This window comes from Eubacterium sp. SB2, assembly GCF_001244405.1.
Lineage (GTDB): Bacteria > Bacillota > Clostridia > Lachnospirales > Lachnospiraceae > Faecalicatena > Faecalicatena contortus_B.
Genome location: NZ_LN865153.1, coordinates 1,914,243 through 1,934,845 on the forward strand (window position 1 = coordinate 1,914,243; position 20,603 = coordinate 1,934,845).

The following is a 20,603-nucleotide window of genomic DNA, read 5'->3' on the forward strand; positions in this document are numbered from 1 at the left end:
CTCCCGCCTGGGGCACACCAGCTAAGTGAAAGGCGCATCTGCTCCCAGCGGGGCTGTGTATGCCATTTCAGGAATCCGTAGAGCGCGTGTTAGAATCCGTAAGAGAAAAAACAGGGAACATGGAGGGCAGAATTTGCCTTACCAGGCAAATTCTGTTGCCGCCGGCGGCGCGAATGCATCGGCATTCGGGCCAACTGCGGCAAGTACCTCCATGTTCCCTGTTTTTTCTCTTACGGATTCTTAGCAAGCGGGCCGGATTCTGAAATGGCATACACAGCCCCGGCTGGGAGCAGATGCGCCTTTCACTTAGCGCCCCCATACCATCCACTATACCGGATAAGCCCCGTCCTGTGTATCCGCTACTTTTGCGTCTATTTTTGTCTGCTGTGCCTCTCTATACTTAAAGAAGTCTACTGCTACCTGTGGGAACAGTGCATAGGTCAGCACGTCCTCATCCTGCTGGATCCACTGTTCGCATTCTTTGCGCAGTGTATCTAACTCGTTCGGAATCAGATCGGCCGGACGGCAGGTGATAACCTCTGCATTCTCACCGATAACTTTTTTCTGTACTTCAGGATTGAACGGTTTTACTGTTGCACCGTATTTTCCTGACAATACATCTTTTGTTTCTTTTGTTGCCATTTTGTAGCGTTCTCCCATCAGAACGTTAAACACGGCCTGGGTTCCAACGATCTGAGAAGATGGTGTAACAAGCGGCGGTTCACCGAGGTCTTTGCGGACACGCGGTACTTCTTCAAGCACTTCGTAGAACTTGTCCTCTGCACCCTGCTCTTTTAACTGTGAAGTCAGGTTGGAAAGCATACCACCCGGTACCTGGTACAGAAGGGTCTTGATATTAACGCCCATGTTCTTCGGATTCAGAAGGCCATTCTCAAGAGCTTCGTCTCTGATCGGTCTGAAATAATCTGCGATTTCAGCAAGCAGGTTCTGATCCAGCCCTGTATCGTAAGGTGTCCCCTTAAATGTCTCGACCATAACCTCTGTCGCCGGCTGTGATGTTCCCAGTGCAAACGGTGACATTGCAGTGTCAATAATGTCGGCGCCTGCCTCTACTGATTTCAGATATGTCATTGCGCCCACACCTGATGTATAATGAGTATGCATCTCGATCGGAATATCAACAGCTTCTTTCAATGCTGTCACAAGCTCTGTTGCCTGATATGGGCAGAGAAGTCCTGCCATATCCTTTACGCAGATAGAGTTAGCACCCATATCTTCAATTCTCTTTGCCAGATCCATCCAGTACTCCAGTGTATAGGCATCACCCAGAGTATAAGACATCGCCACCTGGGCATGTGCCTTTTCTTTGTTAGATGCTGTAACAGCTGTCTGCAGGTTGCGGATATCATTCATACAGTCAAAGATACGGATGATATCAATACCATTAGCTACTGATTTCTGTACGAAGTATTCTACCACATCATCAGCATAAGGACGGTATCCCAGAATATTCTGTCCGCGGAACAGCATCTGCAGCTTTGTGTTTTTAAATCCGTCGCGGAACTTTCTTAACCTGTCCCATGGATCTTCATGCAGGAAACGTAAGGATGCGTCAAATGTAGCACCGCCCCAGCACTCTACTGCATGATATCCTACTTTGTCCATTTTATCTACGATAGGCAGCATCTGCTCTGTTGTCATTCTTGTGGCAATCAGGGACTGATGCGCATCACGCAGGACTGTTTCTGTTATTTTAACTGGTTTCTTTTCAATCTCTGCCATTTATTTGTCCTCCATTATTATTTAACGCCGAAGATAGCCATAAAGGTTCCGGCTGCAACCGCAGTACCGATAACACCTGCCACGTTCGGGCCCATTGCGTGCATCAGCAGGAAGTTTGTAGGATCCGCTTCTGCTCCGACTTTCTGTGAAACTCTGGCTGCCATAGGTACCGCAGATACACCTGCTGATCCAATCAATGGATTTACCTTGCCTCCGGTTGCCACGCACATCAGCTTACCGAACAATACGCCGGCAGCCGTACCAAATGCAAATGCAACCAGACCGAGGATTACAATTTTGATCGTACTCCAGTTCAGGAATGCCTCTGCGCTTGTCGTAGCGCCAACAGATGTACCCAGTAAGATAACTACGATGTACATCAGTGCATTTGAAGCAGTCTCGGTTAACTGTCTAACCACACCGGATTCCTTAAACAGGTTACCCAGCATTAACATACCAACCAGAGGAGCCGTAGTCGGAAGAATCACGCAGACTACGATCGTAACGATGATCGGGAAGAGGATTCTTTCCAGTTTGGATACAGGTCTCAGCTGTTCCATCTTAATCTTACGCTCTTTTTCTGTTGTCAGCAGCTTCATAATCGGCGGCTGAATGATCGGCACAAGCGACATGTATGAATATGCTGCAACCGCGATTGGTCCCATGATCGCCGTCTGTGACAATTTACCTGCGAGGAAGATGGATGTCGGTCCGTCTGCTCCTCCGATAATTGAGATGGCGGCAGCTGCTTTGTCTGAAAAGCCTAATGCCATAGCCCCCAGGTAAGCCGCAAAGATACCAAACTGTGCTGCTGCACCGAGAAGGAAACTCTTTGGATTGGCAATCAACGGACCGAAATCTGTCATTGCACCAACGCCGAGGAATATCAGAGATGGTAGGATCGCCCATTCATCGAGCAAATAAAAATAATAGAGAAGTCCGCCCGTCCCATTCGCAGCATCCTCAGCATGCAGCATAATATCAGGATAGATATTAACCAACAGCATACCGAAGGCGATGGGAACAAGCAGCAGCGGCTCAAAGCCGTGCCTGATTGCTAAATATAGGAAGACACATGCAACAACGATCATAATCAGATTTCCAAAGGTCAGATTCATAAATGCTGTCTGCTGCACGAGGTTTCCCAACGTATTTGAAATATATTCCATTTGTCAAACCTCCTGGTGAACTAGTTTAATGTAGCTAAGACTGCTCCTGATTCAACGGCATCGCCTACTGCTACATTAATGCTAGCAACTGTTCCTGCCTCTGGGGCTACTACAGGGATTTCCATCTTCATGGCTTCGATAATAACAACTGCATCTCCGGCCTGAACACTCTGTCCTACGTTTGCTTCGATTTTAAATACTTTTCCGGCTGCTCCCGCTTTAACCTCGATGCCGCCCGCTGCTTTCGGAGCCGCTGCTGCTGGCGCCGGAGCAGCCTTCGGTGCTGCAGCCGGTGCTGCTACCGGTGCTGCCGGCGCCGCGCCTGCACCCTTTTCTTCTACGGTTACATCATATACATTGCCATTTACTGTAATTGTATAATTCTTCATCTCTTATATCCTCCTGATTAACTCCATTTATTTGACTTTCTTCTCTTGATAGAACGGACTATAAATCCATCCGCAGAAGTGCCTTCAGCCGCTGCAATCGCTGCTGCTATAACCGCCGCAAGCTCTCCATCATCATGATCCGCGGCCTGCTGTACTGCCGGCGCTGCTGCGATTGGCGCTGCAGCCGGGGCGGCCGGAACTACGTTTGCTTTTTTACTGAATTTCTTTTCAATAGCAGGTATAAACTTAAATAAAGAAATTATGAAAGAAATGAAAATTAATACAACAAATACAGTACCCATTCCAAGGACTGTATTGAGCCCTGCCTTTTTCAGTATCTCGCCTGTCGAATAATCTGCACTGACCGTCAGGCTTTCCATATTCATCTTTTCATCAAAGGAAAATGAAATTTCACCTTTTCTGTCTTCAAATACTGCTTTTGCCGTCAGTGTTGCACCGCTGTTTGTGGTTGTCAGCTCATAACTGTCAACACTGGTGATCGCGCCGCACTCCTTTATACCGGCCTTCCATGCCTCAATGATAGTCAGGAAGTTATCTCCCTCGACCGGGATCCCCGACTGCATCAGAGTCAGATTCAGTTCAAGGTCTGACATATCCTCGAATCTGTTAAGATCGTCATCTGTCATGCTGCTGAAACTCTGTACAATTGTGTCAGCGTAGCTCTGCAATGTAGCCTGGTCATATTCTGCTGCGTCTTTTGCTTTACTGCCGCATCCTGTAAAACTGAAGATGAGGAGAAAGACTAGACCTAATAAACTGATTTTTTTCTTCACTTTGCCTCACCTCACTAAACCGTACCGTGTTTCTTATCCGGATGGTCCTCTCTTTTTGTGAACAGCATTTCGAATGCTCCGATTATATATTTTCTGGTCTCTGCCGGTTCGATCAGCGCATCCACATATCCTCTTCTTGCAGCTGACAGCGGGCTTGACTGCAGCTCTTTGTATTCTGCCGCTTTTTCTTTCAGAGTATCAGCGTCTGCATCAGCATACATAATCTTAGCTGCCAGTGCAGAGTCCATCATACCGATCTCTGCTTCAGGCCATGCATAGACCATATCAGCCCCGATAGATTTACTGTTCATAGCAACATATGCGCTGCCATAAGCTTTTCCAACTATAACATTTACTTTTGGAACTGTTGCATTAGCAAATGTATAAGTGAGTCTTGCTACCGCTCTTGCCATGTTCTTCTCTGATTCCATCGTTGCGGCAAATCCTGTAACGTTGGTCAGTGTGAGAACCGGTATAGAAAATGCATCGCAGAAGTTCACGAAATCAATCGCTTTTTTGCAGCCGTCTACAGAAAGGGCTTTGTCGAATTCCTCCGCCACATTGCCTTCGGCGTCGTATACTTTAGAACGGTTTGCAACAGCGCCTACTGTCATGCCGTTCAGGCGAATAAATCCGGTTACCATATCTTTTGCGTATTCTTTCTTTGTCTCAAAGAAAATATGATTATCAGAAAGTTCTGCCAGTGCGATGCCTGTATCTTCTGCGGCATTCGCAATGTCAGCACAGAGACGGTTAAGGTCATCCGTACATTCTGAATAAGAAAGATCGTCTTCATTATTGGCAGGAATCATACAGATTAACGCGCGGATCTGTCCCAGAATATCGGCTTCATCGCCGATCACATCTACCAGACCTGCATGTTTGCTCTGATATTCTGCAGAGGAAGTATCACATTTAGAATCAATGTTGCCTTCCAGAGCATTTGGTGAATTTACAAACAGCTTTCCTTCTTTACTCTCCATAAAGGTAAAATCTGTCAGCCCGGGCACAACTGCCAGGCCGCCGCCACACATTCCAAAGACAGCAGTTATCTGTGGAATCACGCCTGAAGCCATGGACTGTTTGAAGTATAAACTTCCAAAAGCTTCCAGCGCATCTGTAGCTTCCTGAAGTCTCAGCCCTGCACAGTCAACCAGCCCGATAACTGGTGCTCCCATTTTCATTGCCATGTCATAAATATTGGCGATTTTCTTCGCGTGCATCTCACCGATTGCGCCCTTTAAAACTGTAGCGTCCTGGCTGTACACATAAACAAGATTACCGTCAATTACTCCGTAACCGGTTATCACACCGTCAGCCGGAGTATCTTTTGCCTGCAAGTTGAAATCAGTGCTTCGTGCTGTAACAGCACCGCCGATCTCAACAAAGCTTCCCTCATCAAGCAGCATGGCAATTCTTCTGCTCGCTGAGTTTTCTGTAGCGTTGTAGCTCATAATCTAGCCCTCCATATTATTTAATTTGTTTGAAATAAAACCAAAATTTCTGCCTATTCTAGTATATACTACTTAACCCGAAATTTCAATTCATAAAATCCATGATTTGATATTTTTTTCACACACTTTACTTCCAATCAATGTCATAACCACAATATCTTGTATAAAAATGTAAAATCTTAGGGCAGGCAATACAAGTCTGCTGTTTACAATTTTATGATTATTTTACTTGACAATCATTTTACGTTGTTTTGGCATCAGGTCTGCCGATAAACATAAGACAGCTCCCGTGAGACGCGTGTATCAACTATTCCCTGATTACGCATCCCCGGGAGACCTGCCGGGCTATTACACTCTATTCATCTTTCCTGCTGCTTTCAACTGCCTCAGCATAACAGCAAGTTACTTATGATTCGAGATACTGGGTACTTATTTTTCGATGTATTAGTAATTGTGTGCCTGACGTTCAAAGTAAGCCTTCGGATACTGGCATACCGGGCATACTTCCGGTGCGTCAGCCCCTTCGTGTATATAACCGCAGTTTCTGCACTTCCAGCCAAGCGGCGCTTCCCCTGCAAAGGTCTTATTCGCCTTATACTTTTCCAGCAGACGCAGATAACGCTTTTCATGCTGCGCTTCGACCTTCGCTACAAGCTCAAATTTGGCCGCAATCTCATCGTACCCCTCCGCTTTTGCTTCCTCTGCCATCCGTTTGTACATCTGGGTCCACTCTTCGTTCTCGCCGGCAGCCGCATCCACCAGATTCTGTTCCACATCGTTGATCCCATGGAAAGCACGGAACCACATCTTTGCATGCTCACGCTCCTGCTCCGCCGTTTCCAGGAAAATGGCTGCCATCTGTTCCAGTCCGTTTTCCTTCGCCACATCCGCCCAATATGTATACTTATTTCTTGCCATAGATTCCCCGGCAAAAGCTTCCATCAGATTCTTCTCAGTCTTAGAGCCCGGCGCTGGCTTACCTGCTGAGCCAGCTGGTACCGGCGCTTTTGCCGGCGCTTCCTCTTTCAGTTCCTGAAACCTGTCTGCCGGTACCTTACAGATCGGACACTCTTTTGGCGGATTTTCTCCCTCATGAATATAGCCGCATACACTGCATTTCCATTTTTTCATAATACCTGTCTCCTTCTCTTTTTTGTTTTCTGTTTCTTCTATATATAATACCATTTTTTCCAGCTCCTGGGATTTCTGTTTGTCCGGATTCTTTTTTCCCTCCGGCCCCAGATCATCAGATCTGTCTCTATAAGTCGTATGAAGCATCCTCTCTGCCAGACCGCTTAACGGAGACTTATAAAATTCACTGTAAAGTTTGTTGATTTCAGGATTTTCATGGCTCAGCCTCAGCTTCATGTGTGCATCCCTTTCATATAGTGAAGCAATCCGCGCATTTCTGATTTCATCGGTCATTGGAATCTCCGTCTTGGGCTGGCCTCCCCCGCCGATACAGCCGCCGCGGCATGCCATTACTTCAACAAAATCATAATGGACGTCCGCATGTTTCCACTGTTCCAGAAATCTTCGCGCGTTCTCCGTACCATGGATCACCGCCAGCTTCAAATGAATACCGCTGATCTCCACGTCTGCTTCTCTCACACCGTCCATTCCCCTCACAGGCTCAAGAATCAGAAAATCTTCCGGCGGATTTGTCCCGCTCACAAGATAATATGCCGTGCGGGCCGCTGCTTCCATGACTCCGCCCGTGTTCCCGAATATGACGCCGGCGCCGGAAGCCTTTCCCATCAATTCATCGTATTCACTTGTTCCAACGCTGCTGAGTTCTAAACCATCCTCCCGCATCCAGCGCGCCAGTTCCCGCGTTGTGATGACATGATCCATGTCGCGGAGGTCTTCGTTGGAATTATACCCGGCGGAATCACGCATTTCCTCCCTGCGTATTTCAAATTTCTTCGCCGTACAGGGAGTGACGGCTACATTTACGATTTTGACCGGATCGATTCCTCTCTGCTTCGCAAAATAGGTCTTTATCGTAGGCCCCTGCATTCCAATGGGGCTCTTTGAAGTGGAGGTATGCGGAAGCGCCTCGGGATAAAATGTCTCAACAAACTTAACCCATCCCGGACAGCAGCTTGTAAACTGGGGCAGCACCCCTCTTCTGCCTGTGATTCTCTCCACCAGTTCTGAGGCTTCCTCCATAATGGTCAGATCAGCTGCAAAATTCGTATCCAGCACATAATCCGCACCGAGCGCTCTGAGTGCAGCCACCATCCCGCCTTCCACGAAACTTCCGGGCGGCATTCCAAACTCTTCCCCCAGTCCCACCCTGACTGATGGCGAAGTACTGAATATAACAACCTTATCGGGATCTTTTATCGCCTTCCTGACTTCCTGATACTCATACACTTCTGTAATGGAACCCGCCGGACAGACATTTGCACATTGTCCGCAGTGTATGCAGACCGCCTTATCTCCAGTGCTCTCCAGTGAGTATAGTTTTCCTACCCCAATCTCCTCCTCACACACCCGCCTGCACTGACCACATTTTATACACAGATCTTCCTGCCTCATTATGGAGGGGTTATCCGGCTCTATTGGTATCCTGATTTTAGTATACTGATGCATCGTAGCTCCTTTCCTTCTTTTCAATATTAATAATAATTACTGTTATTATATTGTCATAATTTGGCAGGTTTGTCAAGAACTTTATATTGTTTTTCATGATATAATGCAATTTAATTTGTTTATGGCACAATACTAAGGAATACTTATAAAATTCTAGTGAAGATTTATTAATTAAGCATAAAATTTTATTTGTACTATAGTTTAAACTATGGTACAATCTCCTCGGGGTAAAATTATAGTACATCGTAAAATAAGTAACTGACTCATAAGCTGAAATAAATTTTTGAGAGTGCTGCTCCACAAACGCAGGCGTAGTGGGCTACGCTGAGGCTTGTGAAGCAGTGCTATCGGAAATTTAGGTCTGCTTATGAGGCAGTTAATTATTATACGATGTACTAGCAAAGGAGGAGGTTTTTCTAGACAACAGAGGATATCTGGTATGTATTCTCATCAATTCGCACTGTTACAGTGCTCACTTAAAAACTAATTGGAGGGTTTTTATTATGGAAACAACAAAAAAGAAGAAACCTTTTGGCTTTTATGTATGCGCCTTAGGTTTCACATTCGAACGCTGCGCGTTCTACACAGTTAAGTACTTACTGGCAATCTGGATCGCCACAAATGCGGCGGGAGGCGGTCTTGGCTTAACAGATGCCCAGGCAACTGCAACTTCCGCCTTCTTTGTGGCCGCCACCTATATCACGCCTATTCTGGGGGGATACATCGCAGACTACTGGCTCAGCCCAAGAATCTGTGTCATTGCCGGAATGACCCTCATGGGACTCGGCTACCTCTGTACCTGGCAGGCCCGTTCCATGACTCTTGTCTGGATCATGATCATTCTTGTCGCTCTGGGTACCGGTTTATTTAAGGGAAACCTCTCAGGAGTGAATGGTCTGTTATTCGAAGACAAGGATGACTTGAACAACGCATTTTCTATTCAGTACTCATTTGTAAATGTCGGTTCATTCATCGGGACAACATTTATCGCCATCCTTCCAATCACAGGGCTTGTAGGCGTTAAAACAACTTTCAATACCGTTTTCCTGCTGTGCGCCATCTTTCTGTTCATCGATGCACTCTGGTTCGCACTCAACCAGAAGTCTCTCGGTGATGCCGGCAAAAAGCCATTCAAGCATGATCAGAGAAAATTCATTGACAACAGCAAGAAAAAAGAAGAATCCAGCAAACCTCTTACAAAAGGTGATAAAAAAAGAATCCTTGCCATCATCCTTGTAACCGTTTTTTCAATTGTATTCTGGGTCGTATGGTATATGGCATACATGCCTGCTTACTTTTACTTCGGATGGGGCGAAGGTTCAGACTTCCTGAACCATGCAAACTGGTACATCGGGAGCTGGCAGGTACCGACTTCATACTTTGACTCACTGAACGCCCTGACATGCATCGTCCTTGGACCGGTACTCGCGATCGTTTGGGCAAAACTCGCAAAACGTCCCCAAGGCGACATGAGTATGTTCAAGAAAACAGCACTGGGAATGATCCTGGTAGGATGTTCATTCGTAATCATGGTATTAGCCGATGTAATCAGAGGCGGCGGCCAGGCTGCACTGATCTGGATCGTATTCGTATCTCTGCTGATGTCAATCGGCGAGATGGTATTCTCCCCGCTGGGCAACTCTTTCATCACAATGTTTGCCCCGGCAAAAGTACTTGGACTTCTGCTCGGCCTGTGGCCAATCGCAGTATTCTTCGCAACAACGATCTACCCGGCGCTGTACGCATACCTGAAAACAGTTCCGTTCCAGATTGGATATGGAGTCGTTGCGGGCGTCGTAATCATACTTGGAGTAATACTCTGGGCAATGAGCGGGAAACTGGATAAACTGGCGGAAGAACAATAATTGCGAAATTGAGGCTGCATGTTTTTGCAGTCTCTTTTTTTCGCGGGAAGTTCGCCTGTGCGGAATGGGGAGAGGGATGCTGCGGGAAAATGGGGTGGGGGCTGGGAACGGGCCGTTTACGGAGAAATGCTAACGCAAAAGGAGGCGCCCGAGAGGGCACGTTCTACATTCAGCCAGAAAGCCTGATGCTTTCTGGCCTCAGGTAGTACTGGAAAGTGATTCGGAAATCACTTTCCATCCCTCTCGGGCGCCTCCTTTTGCGTAAGCATTTCTAGACCGTGCACTCTGACGCTCCCAGCCCCCACCCCATTTTCCCGCAGCATCCCTCTCCCCATTCCGCACAGGCTGGGCTTCATCCGGACGGAAGAAATGAAGGATCAGGTAGGAATATGCAGTTTGGGATTCTGACGGGGGCTGCGGATGGGACTGGATACAATGAACATATCTATGCCTATAAAGATACGCGCAGCCAGTCAAGATCCGCCTCCCCCGCCAGGAACCTCCCGGAAGTGGGCTTTCCGCCTTGATGAACCAGCCGCTGGAACCGGACATAGGGATGGCTGGGGGCGTCTTGCGGGCTGTTAGGTGGAGTTAAGGAAAAAAGAAGGAAACCCGGGGTGATTTTTGTGATTCCGAATCACAAAAATCCCTGGGGCCAGCGCGAGAAGCCATCAGGGCTTCTCGTGATGTCCCCAGGTTGCCCCGGGTTTCCTTCTTTTTTCCTTTACTCCAGCTTACAGTCCGCTTCCGTCCCCAGCCATCCCTATGTCCGGTTCCAGCGGCGTCCGTCCATTCATTCGCAAGCTCATTCCCTACTTCCGATTCCTGAACTGTACGGGTGTCATGTTGTACATTTTTTTGAATACGCGGTTGAAGTGTTCTACGTTTTGGTATCCCACGGATTCTGCGATGCTTTCTACGGTTGTATTGCTGCTTTTCAGCATGGAACGTGCTTTTTTCATTCTTACTTTTTTCAGAATGTCTCCAAATGTCATACCGGATTTTTCTTTAATGTATTTGGAGAGGTATGGCTTGGAGAGGAAGAATTTCTCTGATAAGTCATCCAGTGTTACGTCTTTGTAGTTTGCGTAAATGTAGTTGGTGATTTCTAATAATCTCTCGTCTTTGCTGGATTCGCTGCTCTTGATTTCTTCGATCTTATTAACTGCAACGACAAGCGCTTCCACGGATGCCTTGATAATATCTGCGTCGATTCCTACACCCCAATATTTCTTTTTGTTGCAAATTACACCTACATAGGCAACCGCTTTTGAGGAGGAGCCTTTTGTCAGGGAATGTTCTTCGTAAAATGCAAGTTCGTAGCTGATGTCAAAATAGTGCTTAATGGCATTGCTTACTGCGTCCAGACGGCCGTTTCCTACGCCGGTGATCCGGCGGTTGCTGCCTGAATGGTGGATGACAGCGTCTGCCACAATGCCGTCTTCCTGTTTGAAATGGCATTCATCCACTGTAAAGATGGATTTTGCATTGATGTAATTGTCTTCGAATATGTGATATACCCAGTCAGGATCCAGCTCTTTGTGCGCTTTGTCTGAAACGTCTTTTACCAGATAGCCTACCTCTTCTTTCATTTTATCCGGAAGGCTGATTCCGAAGCTCTGCTTCAGGATATAGTTCACGCCGCCCTTGCCGGACTGGCTGTTGATGCGGATTACGTCAGAGTCGTATCTTCTGCCCACATCTTTGGGGTCGATCGGAAGATACGGAACATCCCACTTATCACACTGTTTTTCTTCTCTCCATGACATGCCTTTTGCAATAGCATCCTGATGGGATCCGGAGAATGCGGTAAATACCAGTTCTCCTGCATACGGCTGGCGGGGAGAAACCTTCATCCTTGTGAGGTGCTCATATATTTCGCAGATGTCACTCATATTCGTGAAATCAAGTTTTGGATCTACCCCATGTGAAAACATATTCATTGCAAGGGTGATGATATCCACATTGCCTGTTCTCTCTCCGTTTCCAAATAAGGTTCCCTCGATGCGGTCCGCCCCGGCCAGAATTCCCAGTTCGGCATCGCTAACGCCTGAACCTCTGTCATTGTGCGGATGAAGAGAAAGAATCACGTTTTCACGGTATAACAGGTGCTTATCGAAATATTCTACCTGGCTTGCAAAAACATGAGGCATTGCGTTCTCCACTGTTGTCGGGAGATTGATGATTGCTTTCGTCTTACTGGTAGGCTTCCATACATCCAGAACCGCATTGCACACGTCCAGCGCATAGTCAACTTCTGTTCCCGGAAAACTTTCCGGACTATATTCGAAAGTAAAATTGCCTTCTGTCTCTTTTGCCAGTTTCTTTAATAACTTGGCTCCATCGACCGCAATTTTTTTAACTTCTTCTTTGTCTTTTTTAAATACTTGTTCTCTCTGTGCCACGGAAGTGGAATTGTATACATGTATTACGGCATGAGGAGCACCCTTAACCGCTTCAAAAGTTCTTTTAATAATATGTTCTCTCGCCTGTGTCAGCACCTGAATCGTCACATCATCCGGTATCATATTCTGCTCAATAATTGTCCGGAGAAACTGGTATTCAGTTTCCGATGCAGCTGGAAAACCCACCTCAATTTCCTTGAATCCTACGTCTAATAAAAGCTGAAAAAATTCGATTTTCTCGTCCAGGCCCATAGGTTCGATCAGCGCCTGGTTCCCGTCTCTCAAATCCACGCTGCACCATGCAGGCGGTTCCGTAATCGAGTCCTTTTTCACCCAGTCATAGCATGGCTCAGGCGGCATGAAATACATTTTTTTGTACTTTTCATAATTTTTCATAGTTACATCTCCTTATATTTTATCAAATTAATTGTCTTTTTTTATCTTCATCCATACTAACATAAGTATTGCCTATTATCCAGTGGTAAAATTAATCATTTAAATTGATATTTTTTAACATATACATGCCAAAAATTGTTTTTATATACCACTTAAAGGTTTTTTCCTGTACTCCTGAAGCCGTTGTTATATCATAAGATCTTAATTTTTCTCCATTTAAAGTATATACGACCTCGCCGGCCTTCTGGCCCTTAACTACAGGGGCATCCAGTATCTCTTCCTTCTCCCAGCTCATTTCTACCTGCTCGTCGGTTTTAAGTAGCAGCCTCCATTTAGGATCTGCCCCTACAACTTCCAGGGGAACTTCTGTCTCTGTTTGGAACGGATGCTCTTTATCGATCCCATTTTCAACCTTCACTGTTCCCGCGTCTATTTCCTGCCAGATGTCCCGGTATTCATAGTTATCCAGCGCATAATTCATCAGAGTCTTTGTGTCCGCCCACTTGTAGCTTTTATTGTTGGGCCACCCGCATGCAAGCAGTGCCACGATAAAGGTTCGGTCATCCCTTCTAAGTGATCCCACATAACAGTAGCCCGCATCTCCCGTAAATCCTGTTTTCCCCGACAGCGCGCCGTCCATCATCTGCAGAAATGCATTATGGTTTGTACAGGAATACGTGGATTTTCCGGAGCAGTCGGTAAACTGGTAGGAGGGTGTCCGGGTGATCTCCAGAAACATCTCCTTCTGCGGCGAATCCATTATGCAATACTTCATGATTCTCGCCAGATCCTCCGCCGTAGTGTGATGGCTTCCGTTTTCGTCCGCGGCATCCAGTCCGTTAGGAGTAATAAAATATGTATTGCCGCAGCCCAGCTCTTTGGCTTTGGCGTTCATCATGTCCGCAAACCCTTCCACACTGCCTCCAATGTTTTCGGCAATGATCACTGCCGCATCGTTGTGGGATTCCAGCATGAGCGAATATAGCAGGTCCCTGAGATAAAATGTTTCCCCTTTATATGCCCCAAGATGAACCTTTGGCTGGGATGCGGCATATGCGCTCACTGTCATTTCACTGTCCAGTTTTCCATATTCCAGAGCCAGTATGCAGGTCATGATCTTTGTTGTGCTGGCCATCGCCTTCTCCTGTTGTCCATTTTTTGAAAATAAAATACGCCCGCTGTCTGCATCCATCAAAACTGCTGACTGGGCGTATAAATTATCCGGCTCTTCCGACTCTGCGCGAACCACCATAACTGTACTGCCCCAGGTTCCCGAAAAAACCATACAGCAGATTAAAATAAACACTGTGATCCGTTTCCTTATCTTATGGACAGCTTTGCCGTCCTGTCTTTTCCTTTTTATCATGTCCAGGCACTCCATAACATACTATGTTATTAGTATTTATGTGGGTCATGGCGCCAATAGAACTATTTTCGTTACGATATACAGCCCATAGGCCGTGCATAATAACCTGTTTTCTCCTGATTCCTATATATCCAGCTTCAGCTGGGCCTCATCTTCCGCTTCCTCTTTAAAATGTTCCACCTGCTCCGGATTTATTGTAGGAAGTTCATCCAGCGACTGGACGCTGAACCTCCGCAGGAATTCCTCCGTGGTCCCAAACAAAAGCGGCCTTCCGGGTGCATCCATACGTCCAACTTCCTCAACGAGTCCGTACTCCACCAGCTTATTCACCGCATGGTCCGACTTCACGCCCCTTATTTTTTCAATCTCCAGCTTGGTGACAGGCTGTTTGTATGCGACAATGGACAGCGTCTCCAGCAGAACCTCCGTCAGTACATACCGTTTGGGCTGTTTTGCGATCCTGATCAGATATTCGTAGGTCTCTTTTTTCGTACACATCTGGAAAGAATCTTCCAGTTCTATAATCCGGATTCCCCTGTTGTCTTCCTCGTACCGGTCCATCATATTATGTATGATCTTTCTCGTCGTATTCTCGTCGTGTTCTATCACCGCTGCAATTTTTCCCAATTCCACCGACTCCCCCATCGTAAAGAGGATAGCTTCAATGATGCCCTGCAGTTTTTCTATCTCCATATCTTCTTCCATTCCTTTCAAATCAGCGAGTCAATCATAATATCCCCGCATGTCTCCTCCTGTTCTACCCGAATGGTTCCCAGCTTCATCAATTCCAAAACTGCCAGGAATGTTACCACAATATGCATCTTGCTCTTCTGCGCTTCCAGAAGCTGCCGGAAACTGAATCTCCTGTGTGACCTGGCATAGTCTTCCACATAGGACAGCTTAACGGGAAGAGGAACTTCCTCCTTCTCGATCGTACCGAACTTGCTTCTCACCGGGTCTATCTTATCCTCCTGGCGCTTCATGACGTCTTTGAATATCTGGTTCAGCTTTTTCAGCGTTAGATCTCCCAGAAGAAGATCTAAATCTACAGGCTCCACATATCCCATCACTTCCTCCGGAATTGTGGGAACCTTATAAAGGATCTGATCCGCATCCAGCTGCCGGTCTTTCAGTTCATATGCCATATACTTGTACATCTTATATTGAAGCAGCTGTTCCACCAGTTCGGCACGGGGATCTTCTTCCTCCCCCTCCTCGTTCACTTCCTTCGGAAGCAGCATTCTGCACTTGATATCCAGAAGAGTCGCTGCCATTACAAGGAATTCGCTCATAACATTGAGGTCTTCCTTCTGCATGTTCCGGATGTATTCCATATACTGATTCGTAATCTCCACAATCGGTATATCGTATATATCTATTTTATTCTTATCTATTAAATGAAGCAGAAGGTCCAGCGGGCCTTCGAACACTTCCAGCTTTACTGGTATTCCCATACTTACGCTCCCTGCTGCAGATATTCACACTGCATTTTATTATAAGGGAAATGCACAAAATACTCAAGTTTATTTCGTTTCCCTGTATGGAAGCAGGCTGATTGCCACCACTTCCGCATAATTGCAGAACCGCAGATTGATCGTGTGGGTTCCAAGTCCCTTGCTTACGGCAATCGCCTGACTGCCTTCCACGGTCATCTCCCCGGAATACTTTGGAAATAGCGCCGCCTGAGGAGTAATCACCCCCCCAAGCCCGGGAATGCGCACGATTCCCCCATGAAGATGCCCCGATACTGTCAGATCCGCCCCCCATTTCCTGTATGCAGGATAATAAACAGGATTATGCGCCAGAAGAATCTGATATTTGTCCCGGTCCGCCCTTCCAATGCATTGTCTGATATCTGCTGCTTCCACTTGGTGTTTTTTGAATTTCTCATAAGTAAGCATCGGCAGTTCAAGCCCGTTCACCCGGACAGGCAGTCTATCCAGTTTTATGTCCGCTGTCTGGTTCTCCAGATAATGGACACCGGAGAGTGCCAGTCCTTCTTTGAACTTTTTGTATACGCTCTTTTCATACTTTTCCGGGTATTCTTTCAGCCTCTGCTCGTGGTTGCCAGGGCCATAATATACCGGACATATTGCAGGAAGCCGGGTAACAAAGTCCAGGGCTTCCTGATAAGAGGCGGTGTCTTTCCCCACAAGCATATCTCCCGCTATCAGGATCAGATCCGGCTTTTCTTTCCGTATTGCATCCAACAGCCTGCTGTTATGCTCTCCGTAGGATTTATTATGAAGATCTGCCAATAAAATGATCTTTTTCTCGCTGTCCAGTTTTTTAAATGCAGGCACCTTCAGGGTATATCTGGTAATTTTGAAAAAGCGCAGTTCCCGCCTTCCTTCAGCCAGACACATCAGGAAAACCAGAATAACCGCCGCAATGATTCCCTTCCACATCTTAATTGCCTTCTACAATGGCAATCCCGGAGCTGGTTCCGAGCCTGTCTGCCCCTGCCTTAACCATTTCCCTGGCCTTCTCTGTTGTCCTAATGCCGCCCGAAGCCTTCACGCCCATAACCGGCCCCACTGTCTGCCGCATCAGGGCAACGTCCGCCGCAGTAGCACCTCCTTTGGAGAATCCCGTAGATGTTTTTACAAAATCGGCTCCGGCCTCCTTGCAGATCTGGCATGCCTTTATCTTTTCCTCGTCAGTCAGAAGGCATGTTTCCAGGATCACTTTCACAATGGCACGCCCTGCAGCAGCCTCGACAACAGCGGCTATATCGTCCTTCACGTACTGCCAGTTCCCGCTCTTTATCATACCGACATGAATCACCATATCGATTTCCTCCGCCCCGTCATATACTGCAGTCAGCGTCTCGCCCACTTTTCCGTCTGTAGACATGGCGCCCAGGGGAAAGCCTACTACGGTGCATACCTTTACATCCGTTTCTTTTAACAGCTGAGCGCAATAGTACACAAAGCTGGAATTTACACATACGGAATGAAATCCGTATGCTGCAGCCTCATCACAGAGCTTTTTCACATCCTCCTTAGTGGCATCCGGTTTTAAAATCGTGTGATCTATCATTTTTGCAAAATCCATAATATTCCTCCATTGTATACCGGTATACACAGCCGGCATTGCATTTATCATCTACACTATCCTAACATCTTTTATCGGTAAATTCAATTTTTTATTGATCTTTGCCCCTTCTTTGATTCTACGTTTTAATTTTAATATATTAATACAATACGTTTACTATTCTAAAAATAAAAAAAGGAAGCAAGATACTCCTGCTTCCTTTAAACATTTCTTATTTAATCATTTTTCAGAGCATCATCGAAAGCTACATCGGATGGTGAAAAATTAATTTTCTTTGTAAATGCACAGGCCTCGGTTCCCCCGAATACCCGTTCCATGCCACTGTCCTCCCATTCTATCGACAATGGTCCCTCGTAATTTTTCTGATTGAGAACCCGGATAATATTATCAAAATCAACGTCCCCGTGCCCTGGTGATACAAAGTTCCAGCCTCTCCTCTGGTCTCCAAATGTAATATGTGAGCCCAGTATTCCATTTCTTCCATTTAGGTTCACCTTTGCGTCTTTGATGTGGACATGATATACACGATCCGCAAAATCGTATAAAAATACTGCCGGGTCTACTCCCTGCCAAATCAGATGGCTTGGGTCAAAATTAATTCCTATTGTGGGGCGGTACTCAAATACTTCCAGAAGTTTCTTTGTACTCCAGTAATCATATGCTATTTCCGTAGGATGTACTTCCAGCGCCAGCTTAACATTGTATTCGTCGAATACATCCAGAATCGGAGTCCACAGTCTTTTCATCGTCTGATATGCTTCTTCCACCTGCTCTTCCGTCGTCTGCGGGAAAGAATACCACATTTTCCAAATTGGTGATCCCATAAAGCACGTTACTACCTCTACCCCCATATTCCTGGCTGCTTTTGCTGTATATTTCATCTCTTCAACAGCCCACTTCTGAATTTCCTCTGGCTTTCCTGCCAGTTCGGATGGTGCGAACCCATCCAGCCTTGGATCGTAGGCATATGTTAAGGCATCTCCGACACACTGCCCGGTCAGATGAGCGCCGATTGCCCAACAGCCTAAGTTGTATTTTTGCAGCACACCCAGGATTTCTTTTACATATTCTTTATTCTCAGCCGCTTTTCTTACATTCAGCTGTCCCCATGTTGCGATCTCTAACCCCTCATATCCCATTTTAGAAGCAGTACTGCACATTTCCTCCAATGGCAGGTCTGCCCACTGTCCCGTGAAAAGTGTTACTGGTCTTGACATCGTCTCTTTCTCCCTTCTTCTCTATAGCTCAACCCATACATTTCCATGCTCCTGGCTCTTAAGGCATGCCTCTACATACTTCAGTCCCTGAATGCCATATCCAATTGTCGGATAATCAATCATTTCCTCTGTAAAGGTTCCGGTCCTTTTTGCTGCCACGCATTCCCCGAAGCTGTCATACAGATTGCCCATCGCTTCCAGCCAGCCTTCCGTATGTCCGGCCGGAAGGCGTCCGTATCTGGCTGCTTCCGGAGTAATTGCAGGATAACTTCTTTTCACCAGGCGCGGAATACCATCCTCTTTAATCAAAGTTACTTCTTCCGGGGCCTCCTGGAACCATAGAATGGTGCCTTTTGAACCATAGATTCTGATTCGCAGGCTATTATCACATCCTATGGCAAACTGGGAAGTCCAGTTGATTCCTGTTGCCCCGCCTTCATACTCAACCAGAACCTGGTCATTGTCATCCAGCTTTCTTCCCGGAACAACAATATCCATTTTTGCCAGCACCCGTCTTATTTTTAACCCGGTCATCATTGTGACCGCATTCTCTACATGGGTTCCCAGGTCTCCCAGGCAGTTCACCCTGCCTGACTGTTTTGGATCACAGCGCCACTCGCCCTGTTTTCCTCCCCAATCCTTTTCATTGTATAGCCAGCCCTGAGGGTATTCTGCCATGACAGTGCGGACCGGGCCTATTTCTCCGTTTTTCACTAAATCACGCACATATTTTGCGGTCACGTGTCCCATATAGGTATAAGTAACCATAAAGAGCAGTCCCTTTTCATCGGCAATCCTCTTTAAGTCCTCCGCCTGGCTGCTGTCTGTTGCAAGCGGCTTATCACATGCCACATGAATCCCGGCTTCTAAAAATGCTTTACACACCTCATAGTGGGTGGCATTGGGAGTAACCACAACCACAAAGTCAATCCCATCTTCTCTTTTTCCTTCCGCCAAGGCCATTTCCTTATAGTTCTCATAACAGCGCTCTGTATCCAGCCCCAATGCCTCCCCATGATCTCTCGATTTCTCAGGATCCCTTGAGAAGCAGCCCGCCACAAGCCTCGCCGTATCGTCTACGCTGATCGCCCTCCGGTGTGCGTCTCCTATAAATGCGCCGGGTCCTCCGCCAACCATGCCGTATCTCAGATTTTTTCTCATTCCGGTTTGCCTCCCCATAGTTTTTCTCTTTCCTCTCTCTCCATATTCTTAAAATATTGCAGAGATTTTACTGCGCTATCCAGGGAATTATCTGCCGGAACACTTCCTTCTATTGTTATGAACCCTTGGTATCCATCCCGGAGCAGCATATCATAATGTTCCCTGAAATCTACCGCCCCCTCTCCAAACGGAACACTGACAACCTTTCTCCCATCGTTGCAGAGAATCCCGTCTTCTGCCGTACTATACGCAAAATCCTTAAAATGAACCGATACTGTCCTGTCTTTGAATATCTCATACACTTCTGCCGGGTTCTCCAATGCAGTTAATGGATTTCCTGTGTCATGGGTATATTTCAGCTTCCTTACCGCTTGAAAGATACGTTCCATTTCGCCGCAGCTGCAGTATGGCACCGCAATGCTTTCCAGTGTCTCCGTGCTGATTGTCATTCCTATTTCTTCTCCATAATCCACGCAGGCCTTCAAGCCGTTAACCATATTATGGAATGCGTCTTCTCTCGTAATATCTGCATCTGCCGTATAAACAGAAGGCATAAGCAGTACATTGCGGCACCCCGCCTCGTGTGCATGGCTGATCAGGCGCTTTGCCCTTCCCAGCATAGTTTCAAATTTACTTTTTGTCTTTGCATTCGCAAAAGGAATGATAATATTTACAGAAGATAAAGTGATCCCATACTGTTCTAATATCTTCTTTGCTTCTTTCCCTTCCGTCTCTAAATGAAAATCCATCATGTCTATACCGTCATAGCCGGCATCTTTTGCAAATTTTACATAATCCTCGAAGGTCATACTGCCATTTTTGACGGGCACACCATGTCCGTTCAGAAATTCAAACACTTCATCAATTGTGGGGTTTTCGCCTTCGTACCCAAACTCTTTCATCATCATCATATGTATAAAATTCGGTTTCTTTACCTTCAGCTCATCGTTGACCATGAGCGACATTAAACTGTATTTCATGCGGCACCT

At 46.5% G+C, this 20,603-nt stretch carries 16 protein-coding genes; 1 reads left to right on the forward strand and 15 read right to left on the reverse strand.

The annotated features are described in order from the left end of the window. Nucleotides 1-327: 327 nt before the first annotated feature. The 6 genes from BN1938_RS20980 to rbr all read right to left on the reverse strand — a co-directional run bounded on the left by BN1938_RS20980 (nt 328) and on the right by rbr (nt 8,147). The gene (locus BN1938_RS20980; RefSeq protein ID WP_025657537.1) at nt 328-1,743 is read right to left on the reverse strand and encodes an oxaloacetate decarboxylase subunit alpha; all 1,416 of its coding nucleotides are present in this window, start codon (nt 1,741-1,743) and stop codon (nt 328-330) included. A 17-nt stretch (nt 1,744-1,760) separates the two neighbouring features. After that, on the reverse strand, nt 1,761-2,912 hold the full coding sequence (locus tag BN1938_RS20985; RefSeq protein ID WP_050642361.1) for a sodium ion-translocating decarboxylase subunit beta: 1,152 nt from the start codon (nt 2,910-2,912) through the stop codon (nt 1,761-1,763). 20 nt (nt 2,913-2,932) lie between these two features. After that, nucleotides 2,933-3,301, reverse strand: a complete 369-nt coding sequence (locus BN1938_RS20990; protein WP_050642362.1) for a biotin/lipoyl-containing protein — start codon at nt 3,299-3,301, stop codon at nt 2,933-2,935. A gap of 17 nt (nt 3,302-3,318) precedes the next feature. Further along, complete coding sequence (locus BN1938_RS20995) at nt 3,319-4,095, reverse strand: OadG family transporter subunit (RefSeq protein WP_050642363.1); 777 nt, start codon at nt 4,093-4,095, stop codon at nt 3,319-3,321. A gap of 14 nt (nt 4,096-4,109) precedes the next feature. Then, nucleotides 4,110-5,549 carry an acyl-CoA carboxylase subunit beta gene (locus tag BN1938_RS21000; protein WP_050642364.1) on the reverse strand — a complete coding sequence of 480 codons (1,440 nt, stop codon included), beginning with the start codon at nt 5,547-5,549 and terminating at the stop codon, nt 4,110-4,112. 444 nt (nt 5,550-5,993) lie between these two features. Then, nucleotides 5,994-8,147: a rubrerythrin gene (rbr, locus tag BN1938_RS21005; RefSeq protein WP_050642365.1), complete on the reverse strand. Its 2,154-nt coding sequence runs from the start codon at nt 8,145-8,147 to the stop codon at nt 5,994-5,996. Nucleotides 8,148-8,650: 503 nt separating this feature from the next. Here rbr and BN1938_RS21010 point away from each other — a divergent pair. After that, nucleotides 8,651-10,012, forward strand: a complete 1,362-nt coding sequence (locus tag BN1938_RS21010) for a peptide MFS transporter (RefSeq protein WP_050642366.1) — start codon at nt 8,651-8,653, stop codon at nt 10,010-10,012. A gap of 812 nt (nt 10,013-10,824) precedes the next feature. Here BN1938_RS21010 and BN1938_RS21020 read toward each other — a convergent pair. The 9 genes from BN1938_RS21020 to BN1938_RS21060 form a co-directional block, all read right to left on the reverse strand. Next, on the reverse strand, nt 10,825-12,813 hold the full coding sequence (locus BN1938_RS21020) for a 2-isopropylmalate synthase (protein ID WP_050642368.1): 1,989 nt from the start codon (nt 12,811-12,813) through the stop codon (nt 10,825-10,827). Nucleotides 12,814-12,904: 91 nt separating this feature from the next. Next, a complete protein-coding gene (locus tag BN1938_RS21025) occupies nt 12,905-14,179 on the reverse strand; it encodes a D-alanyl-D-alanine carboxypeptidase family protein (RefSeq protein ID WP_050642369.1) in 1,275 nt (424 codons plus the stop codon). A gap of 123 nt (nt 14,180-14,302) precedes the next feature. Continuing rightward, nucleotides 14,303-14,872: an SMC-Scp complex subunit ScpB gene (scpB, locus tag BN1938_RS21030; protein ID WP_050642793.1), complete on the reverse strand. Its 570-nt coding sequence runs from the start codon at nt 14,870-14,872 to the stop codon at nt 14,303-14,305. 17 nt (nt 14,873-14,889) lie between these two features. Continuing rightward, a complete protein-coding gene (locus tag BN1938_RS21035) occupies nt 14,890-15,633 on the reverse strand; it encodes a segregation and condensation protein A (protein ID WP_050642370.1) in 744 nt (247 codons plus the stop codon). Nucleotides 15,634-15,702: 69 nt separating this feature from the next. Continuing rightward, nucleotides 15,703-16,587 carry a metallophosphoesterase gene (locus BN1938_RS21040; protein WP_050642371.1) on the reverse strand — a complete coding sequence of 295 codons (885 nt, stop codon included), beginning with the start codon at nt 16,585-16,587 and terminating at the stop codon, nt 15,703-15,705. 1 nt (nt 16,588) lies between these two features. Beyond that, a complete protein-coding gene (deoC, locus tag BN1938_RS21045) occupies nt 16,589-17,236 on the reverse strand; it encodes a deoxyribose-phosphate aldolase (RefSeq protein ID WP_050642794.1) in 648 nt (215 codons plus the stop codon). A 215-nt stretch (nt 17,237-17,451) separates the two neighbouring features. After that, nucleotides 17,452-18,453, reverse strand: a complete 1,002-nt coding sequence (locus tag BN1938_RS21050) for a sugar phosphate isomerase/epimerase family protein (RefSeq protein ID WP_050642372.1) — start codon at nt 18,451-18,453, stop codon at nt 17,452-17,454. A gap of 21 nt (nt 18,454-18,474) precedes the next feature. Beyond that, on the reverse strand, nt 18,475-19,614 hold the full coding sequence (locus tag BN1938_RS21055; protein WP_050642373.1) for a Gfo/Idh/MocA family protein: 1,140 nt from the start codon (nt 19,612-19,614) through the stop codon (nt 18,475-18,477). After that, a complete protein-coding gene (locus tag BN1938_RS21060; protein ID WP_050642374.1) occupies nt 19,611-20,594 on the reverse strand; it encodes a sugar phosphate isomerase/epimerase family protein in 984 nt (327 codons plus the stop codon). Before BN1938_RS21060 ends, BN1938_RS21055 begins: the two co-directional genes overlap by 4 nt. Nucleotides 20,595-20,603: the final 9 nt, after the last annotated feature.